Genomic DNA, 13933 nt, shown 5'->3' on the forward strand with positions numbered 1-13933 from the left:
ATTTAGGGGAAGCGAATGCCACAAAAAACCATGGCTTATAGTGCTGTTCTTTTTTCAGCTATGTTATCAGCTTCAGTGCAAGCTGATAACTCGCCGCTTACTCTATTTACATGGGAAGATTTTGTCGGTGAAAGCGTTATTGAAGAATGGGAAAAGCAGACAGGTATCCCCATTCATTTAGTATTGTATGATGATGAAGCACAAAGAAATTTAATTTTATCAGGCCATAATGCTGAAAATATTGATGTGGTAGTGGTGGATAACTCTACAATTCGCGTCATGTCTCAAGCAGGTCATCTCTACCCAGTCGAACAAGAGGTTCGCCGAGAAAAACTTTGGCCTGAAGCCTGTGGTCGTTATGGTCGTCACTATCTTTGGGGGACGTATGGAATCGTTTACCGAAGTGACAAAATTGACAGACAGGTTAGTAGTTGGATGGATCTTTTGGACCCTGTGGAGGAGCTTCGCGGTCATGTCGGTATGCTAGGGCAAGCGGATGAACTTTTAACAACGGCCTTGGCCGCTTTAGGTTATCCAATTGACACACATAGTGAAACTCATCTCAAAGAAGCATTCCAATTGCTCAAGCACCAATCGCACTTTGTAGAGACCTATGATTATATATACAGTTATGTGTCTAACTCCCCCGATCAAGAAGATATCTGGATCGCACCTGCTTACTCGGGTGACCAAGAAGGTCTGAATGAGCTTCAAGGTGGCGATGCGCTTTGGCAGTACACCATAGCGGATGAGGGGGCTATTGTGTGGGTGGATTGCTTAGCTATTCCTATGGAGTCTAAACGAAAAGAAGAGGCTCAAGCATTTATAAACTTTTTATCTCGTGCCGAAATAAGTGCAAGAAACACGGATCGACTTTGGGTCGCTTCTCCCTATAAAGACGCCATACCTTATATTGATAGCGAGATATTAAATGATACGTCGATTTATTTAGATGCGGAAGCTATTCAAAATTCGACATTGTTTAAGGAGCTTAAAGGTGTTGATATATTAAAAAGGACACGCATCAAGGACGCTTTAATTCGCTACTATGACTCTAACTAAACGGCTCGTCCTCCTCGTTCTACCAATTCTTCTTGTCGGAGTATTGGCGGCTACGATTGGAGTGTATCAAATCCAAACCGCTACGCTGACAGAGGTCGAGCAGAACAGGCTCGACCTAAAACTATTGCAAGCAAAAATCGAGTTTGAGCGTGAGGCAAGCATAAGTGAAAATATCATTTCGCTTCTCTTAGAAGGCGAAACCCTTGCAGATTTCACACACTATATTGGCAGGGATGTAAATGAATACTTTGTCACGCAACGCCTAGATTACTTAATTAATGAAGTTCTTGAAGATGAAAAAGCGCGTGTATTATTGACGGTTTTTAATAATAAAGGCGAGCCGTTGTATCATTACGAGCGTAGCGATGATCCGTTTTCAGATATGCCCAGTTTCTTGCCGATGTTTGCTAGATCATTGATTCTGAAAAATGATTTACGAGCACAAAAACTCATGTTTCTAAAGCGTGAGCATCACGCCTATTTGTATGGCAAAACCGTTAACGCCTCTACATTTACACATCCTTTAAAGCCATCAATGGAGGATTCCATTGCGATTGTTGCAACGGTCTACTTAACCAAGTTTGATCAGTTATACAACAATTTAAGCGAGCGATATGGTGTAAAGCCTTCAATAGTGAATCGCAGTACAAATGTGAAGCCTGACGTGTCAGATACTTTTCGGTCAATTACCTTATTCCCTGACTTCGATTTGGAAATGCAACTGACAGAGCAGTATTTAAGTCAATCACGTTCCTATTTAATTGGTTGGATGCTGGCTGTTTCGGTGATTCTAGGTGTTGCTATAACGGCGTTATTATTACTTTTAATAAAACGTTTTATTATTCATCCCATTGAGTCGTTAGATCGACAATTAACCTTAGTGATGGACGAGCATCAAAGTAATATTCAAAAACCTTTCGGTAAAGACGAGGTGAGTCGTCTAGGTATCAAGTTTTACGACTTATATGATCAGCTTAATGAAAATTTGAGACAGTCACGAGTTCTTTCTGTGACTGACTCGTTAACAAAGCTACCCAATCGAACCCGATTCCAAGAGTTTGCAAAACGAGCATTGATAAGAGCGTGGAATCGTCATAGCTATGTTTCTTTAATTTATATCGACTTAGATAATTTTAAGTTTGTTAACGACCGATTAGGGCATGAAGCGGGCGATGAATTGTTACAACATACTGCATTGACTTTTCAGGCGTTATTGCAAAACGACGAGCATCGAAACCAAAGTTCACTTGTATCTCGTTTAGCGGGTGATGAGTTTGCGATTGTCTTAGCCCATGATCATTTAGATGATCGTTTGGTGCTGGCCTCAAGTTTAGTCAGTTTATTTGAAGGCGGATTTAAGACGGAACGTTATATTACTCCAGTATCAGCAAGTGTTGGTATAGCGAGTTACCCAAGTGATGGTGAGGATCTAAGAGAGCTGATTGCAAACGCTGACATGGCTATGTATCACGCCAAACGTACGGGTAAAAATCGCTTTTCGGCGTACTCGCACACGATTGCTCGCGCAGCACGTCGAGTAAAGTTGATTGAAGATGCCTTGAAGTTTGTAAACTGTGATGAAGAGTTTTCTCTCGTTTTTATGCCGTTTGTGGATCAAAATCATACGATTAAAGGATTAGAAATATTACTGCGTTGGTTTTCGCCGGATCTAGGGCAAATTACGCCCGATGAGTTCGTGCCCATAGCCGAGCAAACGGGTAGTTATACTAAAATTGACGATTGGGTGTTTAGAAACGCGTTTAGTGAATTATCAAATCTTCGAGAGTTGTTAGGTGAAGAGATTGTTATCGCCATTAATATCTCCGCGGGAGAGCTTGGGCAAACAGCTTTTGCCGATCGAATCATTAACCTTAAGAAAGAATTTAATGTACCTGATCGTTCAGTTGAGCTTGAGATCACTGAAACATTTGGTTATTTCGCAGTCGAGCAAGTGCTTTCTGTATTAAGAGAATTGCGTGATGCTGGGTTTAATATTTCGATAGACGACTTTGGTATTGGGTATACGCCGTTGCTTCAGATGATTGATTACCCAGTTGATAAGGTGAAGTTTGATAAAGAGTTAGTCGATCGTTTAACTAATGATGCTTATCATAAGCTTATGGAACCAACCGTTGAGCTATGTCATCTTCAGAACATCAAAGTAACCGCTGAAGGCATTGAAACCATGGCTAAGTTTGACCTATTAAAAGATGCAGGGTGTGACTATTTCCAAGGGTATTCGATTGCGCAGCCGATGACATTTTCAGAATTACGTCAGTGGCATAGACGGTACCAGCTATCTGATAAGATATAAATGAATCAGCATTAATAAAGAGGCATTAGCCTCTTTATTAATGCTCTGGGAAAACTTGCAGTATTTGCCCAGAGTCTGTACTGATTAACAAACTACCGTCACTGGCTTCAATAACATCTCGTAAGCGTTCGTTGAGGTTTTCTAGAAACCTTGTTTCATAGACCTTGCCGCTTTCCAGTTTAACGTTGTTCAGATGGCGTAATGCTAAAGCGGTTGAAAGAAAATCCCCGTTCCACCCTTTGAATAGGTCGCCACGGTAAATCAGCAAAGAGCTTGGCGCAATGGAAGGAATGAATACTTTCTTAGGCTCTTCAACGCCTTCTTTACTGGTTGATTCACCCACTTGTATTGGTGCCCAATATTCTTTTCCGTATGATGCGATTGGCCAGCCATAATTGGCGCCAACACGGATCAAGTTTATTTCGTCACCACCACGTGGACCATGTTCATTAGACCATAAGTGTTGAGTCTTTTTGTCAAAGTACAGCCCTTGGGGATTTCTGTGGCCAAAACTCCATATTTCTGGGCGTACTTGCCCATGTCTAACGTAGGGGTTATCAGCTGGCACAGAGCCGTCCATATTGACGCGGAGTATGCTACCCGCATGATTGGATAGATCTTGTGCATTGGCTCGTTTACCGCGATCACCAACCGAGAAAAAGACATGCCCCTGACCATCAAAAGCAATTCGACTGCCAAAGTGCTGACCTTTTGAAGAGCTTGCATCGGCAATAACAAGATCGGTCCACTCCACAAGTGCGTTGTCTAATAACTTAGCCCGGGCCAATGCCGTGGTTGCTTCATCGGATGTTGTTGGATGAGCATAGGTAAAATATACCCAGCCGGTGTCTTTAAAGTCAGGGGAGATAGCGACGTCTAGCAAGCCTCCTTGACCAAACCTTGCTATCTTAGGTAGGCCTGAAAGTTCGACGGTTTCTCCCGTCAACATATCTACTTTGAGTAATTGACCATCCAAAATAGTGACTAGCAAAGTGTCAGCGTTTAGTTGCGCCATACCCCAAGGAATGCCTTGAAGCTGACTGATTTTCTCTATCTGGAATTGAGGTTCTGCTTCCATTGCGTGGCCCAATATACTGACGGTCATCAGTAGGCTAACACTCATTTTCTTTATAAGTTGAAGCATGAAATTTATACCTAATTCATTCAAGAACTATCAGTATAGATTTTAAAAACAAAAGTGGTATGGGCGTTACTCGTTATTCATATTCATTGCGGAAAGCTTGCCCAGTGACTATAAAAGCAGCACGTAAACAAACAAAACGCGACATAAAGTCGCGTTTTGGTGTGATCTTTTAGGAAAGAAGGAGTTTACAGTTTAGCTTCGAGCAAGGCTTCTAATTTGCGTTGATCGACTGCGAAGTTACGGATACCTTCCGCCAGCTTTTCTGTTGCCATAGCATCTTCGCTTAAAGCCCAACGGAAAGCTTGCTCAGTGACCGGTTCTCCAGCCGTAGAGACGTCAGAGGTAGGAACGAGTTTACGCTCTAGTTTTCCTTCGTCTTTTTTAAGCTCTTCTAGTAGGTTAGGGCTGATTGTTAAGCGGTCACAGCCTGCCAGTTGTTCGATTTCGCCGATGTTACGGAAACTTGCACCCATCACGATTGTTTTGTAACCGTGTTGTTTGTAGTAGTTGTAAATCTCTGTAACAGATACAACACCTGGGTCCGTTTCAGCGGTGTATTCTTCGCCTGTTGATTTTTTGTACCAGTCAAGAATACGGCCAACAAATGGAGAAATTAGGAACACGCCAGCTTCGGCACAAGCTTGTGCTTGCGTGAATGAGAACAACAACGTTAGGTTACAGTTGATGCCTTCTTTCTCAAGTTCTTCAGCGGCTTTAATACCTTCCCAAGTTGAAGCGGTTTTGATCAACACGCGATCTTTAGAGATGCCGGCTTCTTCGTACAGTTTGATTAAACGACGAGCCTTTTCGATAGTCGCTTCTTTGTCGTAAGATAAGCGCGCATCCACTTCCGTTGAAATGCGGCCTGGCACGTATTTTAGAATCTCAGAACCAACAATCACGGCTAGCTTGTCATTGGCATCGATGATTTGCTGTGCTTTATCGCTACTTTGTTCTTTTGCCCAAGCAACCGCTTGATCAATAAATGGGGCATACTCAGGAATTTGGGCCGCTTTAAGCATCAAAGAAGGGTTAGTTGTTGCGTCTTCTGGAAGGTAATCTTTGATTGCAGTGATATCACCTGTGTCGGCAACAATCGTTGTGAACTCTTTTAATTGAGATAACTTAGTGCTCATTGCTCTTATCCTTTGCTTTGTCTTGCTGTTGTTTTACCAATTCGATAGCGTCCAGTAACACATTAATTTTAGCGTCACTTTGATGACCGTTTTCTGAAAGGTAGCGTCTAAATTGCTTTCCGCCTGGAATCCCTTGAAAAATGCCCAGTAAATGGCGGGTTAAATGCATGAGACGCTCTCCATTTGCTAATTGTTGCTCTGCATATGGGAGGAAGCGCTCTAATGCTTCAAAGCGTGTCTCAACCAATGGGGTATTACCGTAAATAGCTGAATCCACTTGGCTCAGCACCCAAGGGTTATTGTAGGCCTCTCGACCCATCATCACACCATCTACATGCTGTAAATGTGTTTGTGTTTCTTCAATTGTTTTAATGCCACCATTGATCAGGATTTCAAGGTCAGGGAAATCTTTCTTCAATTGGTACACAAAATCGTATTTTAACGGCGGAATTTCACGGTTTTCCTTTGGGCTCAAACCCTGCAAAATAGCATTACGCGCATGCACGATAAAGGTTTCCACCCCTGCATCAGCTACTGCGCCAACGAAATCACGCACAATAGAGTAATCTTGTTGATCGTCTAAACCAATTCGATGTTTCAGTGTTACAGGGATAGAGGTCGCGTCCTGCATGGCTTTCATTGCGTCAATAACTTTATCTGGATGCGCCATTAATATGGCACCAATCAGACTGTTTTGAACCCGATCACTTGGACAGCCTGCATTTAGGTTTACCTCATCATAACCAAACTCTTCCGCCATTTTTGCGCACTTAGCAAGCGCCGAGGCGTCTGAGCCGCCGAGCTGTAGTGCAATAGGGTGCTCGCACGCGTCATACTTTAGGAAGCGCTCAGGGTTTTTACCTTGTAACAAAGCACCTGTTGTCACCATCTCTGTATACAAAAGCGTGTTTTTGGTCAGGCATCTTGCAAAGACTCGGTAATCGCTGGTTGTCCATTCCATCATAGGGGCAATAGAGAAGCGTCTATCAAGTTTAAAGGCTGATTCGACTGGGCTATGGTCAGTTTCTAGTGTCTTTTTTTGTGTCATGTATAGGGTAATTTCTGGTTGTATGGGTGTTTTTGGTGGCACAGTGACACACAAAAGCCACGTTTTATTTGGTAGTACTTCCGATTTTGTAACCAGCGGAAGCGATAATGATGTCATTATGTCATAAAATTACAGGAATGCGATATGGCTACTTTTAGGTAGCCTATCAACTAAGAGGGTTCAGTATCATGACTGGCACGGATTAGTACAAAAAGGTTGGTGGCAATAGTATTTGAAGTGACAAAATCTCAACTGTCCGTGGTGCGAGCATTGAGTGCACATTCTTTTTACGTACTTGGATCACCTATTTCCTTTGAGAGGTTACGTAAAAGGGCGAATTACCTTAAGGTGCTTATCTGAAAGTCACTGTTTTTACTAAGGGTTTTCCAAGTATTCTTGGCAGATACTTTGAGATAAGCTTTTTTATTGCTCAGAAAGTTTTAACTTCAGGCGATAGATCAAAAGAAGTGTTATTTGGTCGTTTATCATAAAACCATTTTCAAATTGAAATTTCTCAATTGCTTTTTTAGTCTTTGGCCCATAAATTCCGTCGGCGTGCCCAGAATTGTAGCCTAATTTACTTAACATTTGCTGTACTTGAAGTACGTCTGAGTCATACGCATATTGGTTTTTTTCAGCCAGTGCATTGCTTCCGGTTGAAGCGTCATTACAGTGATAATTGCCAATATTAATGTCACCTTGGCAACTTAGAGAGTTGGTGTTGCCTGCGTAAGCATTGACTCCAATTATTAGCGAGCAAAAGAGTGATAATGCAAGAGTAACGATGGGGTGCATTCTAGATCCTTCTAGTGTCAATATTTTGTACGGATTATGAACTGTATAGAGGGAATTAGAAAGTGCTGAGAGGTGCTGTATTGCCCAAAAAATTGAAAATTTGCGATATCTACTATCATCAGGGCTCAATTACCCTCAAGTAAGATGACAAACCTAGTTTGCGGTTGAGTCGTGTTTCATCCGCAGGCACCTTTAAAGCTATTTATCCCCTAATGTAATCCAGTATCCCTATCTCAACGTAACTAACTTGTGATCATTACGTTTTGAGCCAAGACGCAAAGCAAGCAAACAAGGTTTGTTTTAGTCTTCTAGCCCGATAATACAGCAATGAGGATAAGTCGATTATGGATATCAAACGAATTACTCTGCCGGAAACCTTTTCATTTGAACACCATGAATGGTTTCGTGATGAGTGTAAGCAAGCTTTGAGGTATGCTCGAAAAATAGAGCTAGTGTGTGATCGAGTTAAGTTTTTAGATTCTGCTGCTTTAGGCATGATTGCTATGTTACAGAAAAGTCTTAACGAGCATCATAGCAAAGAAATAGTGGTTAGCGAGCCTACGGCTTATTGTGACGAAATATTGTCTTTAGCTAACATGTACGAGAAATATGTCGTACGTGATGTGATTGCTTAATCCATTCTAAAATTGTTGCAGCAGCAGCGTCGCCACTTTCTAAGTGGCGCTAATCTCTTATCAATATACATTAATTTCATCGTGTTACATGTGTATACAATTGGTAACAGGATTTGCAATGTAATCTTCATCGATTTAGCAGACAGTACACTTTATGAAAAGTTAGGTAGCACGTGTATTGTTGCGCTGCCTGTATGTGGGAGCTGTCGAGCATGTTGTTAGAGCGTGGTATAAATAAATCGGTTTACCCTTCTTTTAATGATTTGTCAGAGTCATTTTTTGCCTCTACCTCATCAGCCCCTTTTTTTATCATCGACCCTAACCGTGATCTCATTGTTGTATCCTTCAATGCCGCTGCGCAACGTTACTTTAATGTTATGGGTGATGTTCCTCGGCAATGGTTCCAGCATACTTGGCCCAACGCAGAGGATAAAGGGTGGCGAGATCAATTCGTCAAAGAGATTCGGCAAGCACATACGCTACAAATGTCAATGCCAGAGTTGCCTCATGAGCATGACATCCTTTTCGAAGAGATTTGTTTCACGTCATTCGATCATAATGGGCAAGCTTTTATCGCGGGGATGCTCCTAAATAGTCAGCATGTGACTTATGGCGCAGCTGACTTAAGGGCCGTAAAAGGTACGTTTGAACTTGGTGAGTTTTACCATTCAGTTCTGAATAATCTTCACGAATCTATTGGTTTTTTCGAGCTAAGTGAGCACAGTAAATTACGAGTTGTCTGGTTAAACGAGCGAGCAAAGCGATATGTTGCACCCCATACAAACGTAGCTGGGCAGTTGGCCGTAAACTTTATGCCAGACAGTATAAAATCTAGCTGGGTAGAGCTTGAGCGATCGTTGTTAGGTGCGTGTGACGTTGTTGCTTGCAGTATGCTATTAGGTGATGAATTTAATCAGCAAGCTTGCGAAATCTATTTCCATCCCGTTAACTTTGGCTCCAGCAAAAAGCAGCAGTTCATTGCAAATTGGTATAATGTGACTAAGTACTTTCAGCGAGAAATAGTTGAGACCCAGCATAAACAAGACTTTTTCAATTTAGTCGAAAATTCTCCCGATATGATTGTTCGCTATGATGCTTTAGGTCGACGCACTTACGTCAATCAAACCTTTGAACATGTAACCGGTCTTTCGCGAGAGAGGGTAGTAGGGAAGACACCTACCGAAGTTCCCAGCACTGGGCGCAGTGCAGAAAAAATTCAGGAGTTGGTTTTTAGAGCCATTAATACAAGGCAACCTGCAATTGAGATTTTGAATGTTGAGGTTCTAGATGCCGAAAGCGTGATTCATGAAGTCCGGTGCTTACCCGAATTTGATAAACATGGTTCAGTTTCTGGGGCGTTGTTGATCGCCCGAGACATGACACAGCAAGAGTTGGCAAAGCAGCGTACTCAAGTCAGTGAAAAACAATTCAGAACATTGGTTGAAAACTCTCCAGATTACATTTGTCGTTATGACTTAGATTGTCATTTGCTTTATGCGAATCCCGCCATGGAGGGCTTATTTGGCACCAGTGTTGAGCGATTTTATGGGCTAACTCCGACAGAGTTAAATGCTTATCTGTACAGTTGCTTTGAAAGCTATGTGCCAAGAAACGAAACAAACTTGCATCGGCAGTTACAGCAAGTTATTGCAACACAAACCAGCAAAGAATGCGAAGTATCGGGTCCGACTGCCAATGGGCAAGCGCATGTCTTTGTAAGCCTAACACCTGAATTCGACTCGTTGGGCGAGCTTAATTCTGTACTTGTGATCGGGCGAGACATTACGGAATTAAAAGAGTACCAAGAGCAGGTACACTATTTGTCAAAGTATGACCCATTGACGGGCTTACCAAACAGAAGCAGCTTGCTAAGTAAAGTTTCTCAACTGATACAATTTCCTCCTAGCCGTTTTAAACTAGGTCTTTTGGTGCTTGGTGTTGATCATTTTAAGACCCTCAATGACAGTTATGGTTATGAACATGGGGATGGCGTACTGTGCGCCTTAAGTAAAAGACTTCAGTCTGTCGTTTCAAATACGTCCTATCTTGCTCGTATTGCAGGTGATGAATTTGGTATTTTCTTGTCGCCTGTCATGAGTCGAGAAAGCTTTTATAAAGAAGCGCAACGAATCAACAAAGCTTTAGCGAAACCAATGTTGGTTGATGGTACGGAAATTCATCTATCGACAAGTATAGGGGCATGCTTATACCCAGATGATGCCAAAGATCTCCAAGATTTGGTGCGCTATGCCGACTCCGCTTTATTTGCGGCTAAGTCGTCACAGCGAGGAAGCATTCGTTTCTATTCTCACGATTTGACTGAGAAGGCGCTAGAGCGACTTGAACTGCGTAATTCAATACAGTCGGGTATTAGAAATAAACAGTTCTGCGTTTTCTTTCAGCCCAAGATTAACCTTAAGACCAATGCCTTGGAAGGTGCCGAAGCCCTCGTAAGGTGGCATCATCCTACTAGAGGCTTGGTGTTCCCCGATGCATTTATACCTGTTGCAGAGGAGTTGGGGCTTATTAATGAGATTGATATGCTGGTATTGGATGAAGTATGCCGCTGCGTCAAAGTATGGCAGTCTCATTTAGCTCCAGGTAGTCGGTTTGCAGTGAATTTATCTGCGATGCAATTTACTCGTGAAGATTTGGTGTCAACTATTGAGGGAATCGTTCAGAAACATCAGTGTGGTACTCAGTTCTTAGAATTTGAGATTACCGAGGGGGTTTTAATGGTGCATTGTGAGCGTCTCGCCAATAAGATTAAAGCGCTTAAGGAACTGGGCTTCACATTTGCGTTAGATGATTTCGGTACAGGCTATTCTTCGTTAAGCTATTTATCACGCTATCCAATCGATGTTTTAAAAATTGACCGTTCCTTTGTGATGGATATGTTGGAGTCCCAATCAAGTCAGGTTTTGGTGAAAACCATTGTGGCAATGGCTCAAAATCTTGCTATGAAGGTGGTTGCGGAAGGCGTAGAAGAGCAGGCTCAAGCGGCACTGCTTAAGCAATATGATGTAGATATAGCGCAAGGCTATTTATTCTCTCGTCCTATTTCAATCGAAGCATTTGCGAGCATGTATTGCCTTCCAGTCCCCCCAAGTAACTAGTTTGCTAGACGCTATCTGTCATTACTTGATACTACTTAAGTCAATATTGATCAATTAGTTAACATTATCAATCTGGTAAATTTCCAACATAACTGAAGAATAAGGCTTTTGGAAGTTTGATTAAGCTCAAAATGATGACTGAAAAGTATCGATTTGGTTAGAATGCAACGGATTTCGTATGCTTGCCTAATTTCGATGCATCTGCCAGAAATTGGGCCATTCTAGGAGTACAACCATGGCCACACCCTCGCAGCATGATCTGCGTAAAGACTTTCGCGCGTTACTTGAGAGTGACAATTGCTTTTACACGGCTTCAACGTTTGACCCCATGTCTGCTCGTATCGCTGAAGATTTAGGGTTTGAAGTGGGTATTCTCGGTGGTTCTGTCGCATCCCTACAAGTATTGGCCGCACCGGATTTTGCATTGATTACGCTAAGTGAATTTGTCGAGCAAGCGACTCGAATAGGGCGAGTTGCTCGTTTGCCCATTATTGCGGATGCAGATCATGGTTATGGCAACGCTTTAAATGTTATGCGAACGATTACAGAGTTAGAGCGCGCTGGCGTTGCGGCGCTAACGATAGAAGATACCCTTTTGCCTGCTAAATATGGCCATAAATCGACTGATTTAATCCCTCTGGATGAAGCGGTTGGTAAAATTGAAGCGGCTTTAGAAGCACGTATTGATCCAACAATGTCGATCATTGCACGTACTAACGCTGCTCAATTATCGGTAGAGGAAACGATTCAGCGAGCAAAAGCGTATGAAGTAGCCGGTGCGGATGGTATTTGTATGGTGGGTATAAAAGATTTTGCGCATTTAGAAGCCATCAGTAAAAACGTAAACATCCCACTTATGTTAGTTGCATATGGGAACCCAGAATTAAACGATCGAAAACGCTTAGCCAAAAATGGCGTACGTATTGTTGTTAATGGGCATGCTGCGTATTTTGCAGCGATCAAAGCAACATATGATTGTTTAAGAGAGCAACGAGGTATTGCGGAGGGGACATTAAATGCCTCTGAGCTTGCTACGCGTTATTCAACTCTTGATGAAAGTCGTGAGTGGGCACGTCGATTTATGGATGTTAAAGAATAAGTCAGTAAACTATAAAAAAGCCGAAAGATTATAATCTTTCGGCTTTTTTATTATTTATGAATAAGCATCTTTCAGTAATGTAGTTATATGAAATACATTGCTTTACAGATGTTTATTTTGTCGCATCGTCAATTTCATCTGCTGCAGCATCAGCACCATCTTCTACTGCGTCAACACTGTCATCCCATGCATCGCCTACAGCGTCAGCACCGTCTTCAATAGCATCAGCGCTGTCATCATAAAGCTCTTCAGCTTTGTCTTGACCTTGTTCAAGTAAGCTAGACGCTTTTTCCTTACCCTGCTCGATACGGAAATCAAAACATTGATCAGAAAAATCTTCACGCACTTTTGAATCTTCAATTTTTTGAATATTTGCTTGAGTACAGTTTTCTTGATTTACAGTAGGCATTTTTTCACTGCATGCAGTTGTTAATGCAGCAACAGCCAATAAGCCTACGATGTATTTTGATTTGATAGTATCCATGATGCTTCCCTCTATTTATTCGTCAGGTGAATGTTCATTAATTAGTACTTAATAGAGTTACGTCCTATAACTGAATTAAACGCTTTAGTGTTGAAATTAAAAACCAAACATCTGATTGAGTGTTTGAATATTGATAACTTTTAAATGCTATATCCTGTAGCTGGTTTGTATTGTTATTTTTAACAGCAGTATTATCAATTCAAGTTTTTGTAAACATTATTATTTTGGTACTTCTTTCTTCTTTTATAAACAGTGCGCTCTGAATGTAAAGATGCCCGTGTAGCAGGGCATAGCGCTTTGTTTTTGGCAATAAAAAGCCCCATTAAAGGGGCTTTTAGAAAATACTCTTTACACTTTATAAAGTGCGACGAAATTGATCGATGGCCATTTTGTAACAATACAAGGCTAATTCGGCATCATAGCGATCACCTTCATCGCGCATAAACGCATGTTGTGCGTTCAATTCATGCCAAGAAAAGTGTCGTTCAGTTTCCGTAAGCTGTTGATATATTTTCTGTCTGCCTTCTGTAGGCACATGAGGGTCTTGTTTACCCCACACCATTGTCAATTCTCCTTGTATATCACCAGCGCGGCTAAAACTGTCATTTCCGTCTTGGCATGGCAGAGCATTAGAGTGGATGTCGGTAGCGTAAAGGCAATAAGTCGATAGAATACGTTCGTTTAACGCGGCGCGGAAGGCAAGGTGACCGCCAATGCAAACCCCCATCGCAGCAAAGGTTCCCGTGCAATAACTCTGCTGTTCAAAGTAAGCAATCATTGCGTTTGTGTCGCTATCGTGATGTTCAAGAGGTTTGGTGAATTTATCGTTATTCCCTTTATCCTTTCCAACGTCATCATAAGCAAGAACCGTCCCGATAGGATTTAACTCGTGAAACACTTCTGGAACCACCACGGCAAAACCGTGCCCTGCTAGAATGCGTGCAGAGCGTTCAATAGGCGCTGTGATTTGAAAAATTTCAGAATAAAACAGGATACAAGGAAAGGTTCCCGATGCTTGCGGGCGGTATACATGACAACGCATGGTGCCAGTTGCTGTGTCTAAATCAACAATGTCTGTTTGGATAATCATAAGGTCTCAT

Annotated in this window: 11 protein-coding genes; 5 read left to right on the forward strand and 6 right to left on the reverse strand. The window is 42.0% G+C overall.

All coding sequences use genetic code 11. The annotated features are described in order from the left end of the window. Positions 1 to 15 precede the first annotated feature (15 nt). Together AYW76_RS08600 and AYW76_RS08605 are read left to right on the forward strand one after the other, a co-directional pair. Entirely contained in the window at positions 16 to 1062 is a 1047-nt protein-coding gene (locus AYW76_RS08600; RefSeq protein ID WP_067218553.1) for an ABC transporter substrate-binding protein, read from the forward strand. Between the two features lie 43 nt (positions 1063 to 1105). Next, the gene (locus AYW76_RS08605; RefSeq protein WP_067218556.1) at positions 1106 to 3376 is read left to right on the forward strand and encodes a putative bifunctional diguanylate cyclase/phosphodiesterase; all 2271 of its coding nucleotides are present in this window, start codon (positions 1106 to 1108) and stop codon (positions 3374 to 3376) included. Positions 3377 to 3413: 37 nt separating this feature from the next. On the opposite strand, the gene AYW76_RS08610 is transcribed toward AYW76_RS08605, so the two are convergent. The 4 genes from AYW76_RS08610 to AYW76_RS18940 all read right to left on the reverse strand — a co-directional run bounded on the left by AYW76_RS08610 (position 3414) and on the right by AYW76_RS18940 (position 7499). Then, the gene (locus AYW76_RS08610; protein WP_231872576.1) at positions 3414 to 4520 is read right to left on the reverse strand and encodes a PQQ-dependent sugar dehydrogenase; all 1107 of its coding nucleotides are present in this window, start codon (positions 4518 to 4520) and stop codon (positions 3414 to 3416) included. Between the two features lie 185 nt (positions 4521 to 4705). Next, the gene (tal, locus tag AYW76_RS08615) at positions 4706 to 5656 is read right to left on the reverse strand and encodes a transaldolase (protein WP_067218560.1); all 951 of its coding nucleotides are present in this window, start codon (positions 5654 to 5656) and stop codon (positions 4706 to 4708) included. Further along, on the reverse strand, positions 5646 to 6704 hold the full coding sequence (gene dusA, locus AYW76_RS08620; RefSeq protein WP_067218838.1) for a tRNA dihydrouridine(20/20a) synthase DusA: 1059 nt from the start codon (positions 6702 to 6704) through the stop codon (positions 5646 to 5648). Before dusA ends, tal begins: the two co-directional genes overlap by 11 nt. A gap of 423 nt (positions 6705 to 7127) precedes the next feature. After that, entirely contained in the window at positions 7128 to 7499 is a 372-nt protein-coding gene (locus tag AYW76_RS18940) for a peptidoglycan-binding domain-containing protein (RefSeq protein WP_082866165.1), read from the reverse strand. A gap of 344 nt (positions 7500 to 7843) precedes the next feature. Here AYW76_RS18940 and AYW76_RS08630 point away from each other — a divergent pair, with 344 nt between their 5' ends. From AYW76_RS08630 to AYW76_RS08640, 3 genes are all read left to right on the forward strand, one after another. After that, on the forward strand, positions 7844 to 8134 hold the full coding sequence (locus tag AYW76_RS08630) for an STAS domain-containing protein (protein ID WP_067038367.1): 291 nt from the start codon (positions 7844 to 7846) through the stop codon (positions 8132 to 8134). A 212-nt stretch (positions 8135 to 8346) separates the two neighbouring features. Next, a complete protein-coding gene (locus AYW76_RS08635) occupies positions 8347 to 11250 on the forward strand; it encodes a sensor domain-containing protein (protein WP_067218563.1) in 2904 nt (967 codons plus the stop codon). Positions 11251 to 11485: 235 nt separating this feature from the next. Next, positions 11486 to 12349: an isocitrate lyase/PEP mutase family protein gene (locus tag AYW76_RS08640; RefSeq protein ID WP_067218566.1), complete on the forward strand. Its 864-nt coding sequence runs from the start codon at positions 11486 to 11488 to the stop codon at positions 12347 to 12349. Between the two features lie 112 nt (positions 12350 to 12461). Here the strand turns inward: AYW76_RS08640 and trbK are convergent, their stop codons facing one another. Together trbK and AYW76_RS08650 are read right to left on the reverse strand one after the other, a co-directional pair. Beyond that, complete coding sequence (gene trbK / locus AYW76_RS19090; RefSeq protein ID WP_156489048.1) at positions 12462 to 12833, reverse strand: entry exclusion lipoprotein TrbK; 372 nt, start codon at positions 12831 to 12833, stop codon at positions 12462 to 12464. 355 nt (positions 12834 to 13188) lie between these two features. Then, positions 13189 to 13923, reverse strand: a complete 735-nt coding sequence (locus AYW76_RS08650) for a dienelactone hydrolase family protein (protein ID WP_067218570.1) — start codon at positions 13921 to 13923, stop codon at positions 13189 to 13191. Between the last annotated feature and the right edge of the window lie 10 nt (positions 13924 to 13933).

Source organism: Marinomonas gallaica (assembly GCF_001639745.1).
Taxonomy (GTDB): Bacteria; Pseudomonadota; Gammaproteobacteria; order Pseudomonadales; family Marinomonadaceae; genus Marinomonas; species Marinomonas gallaica.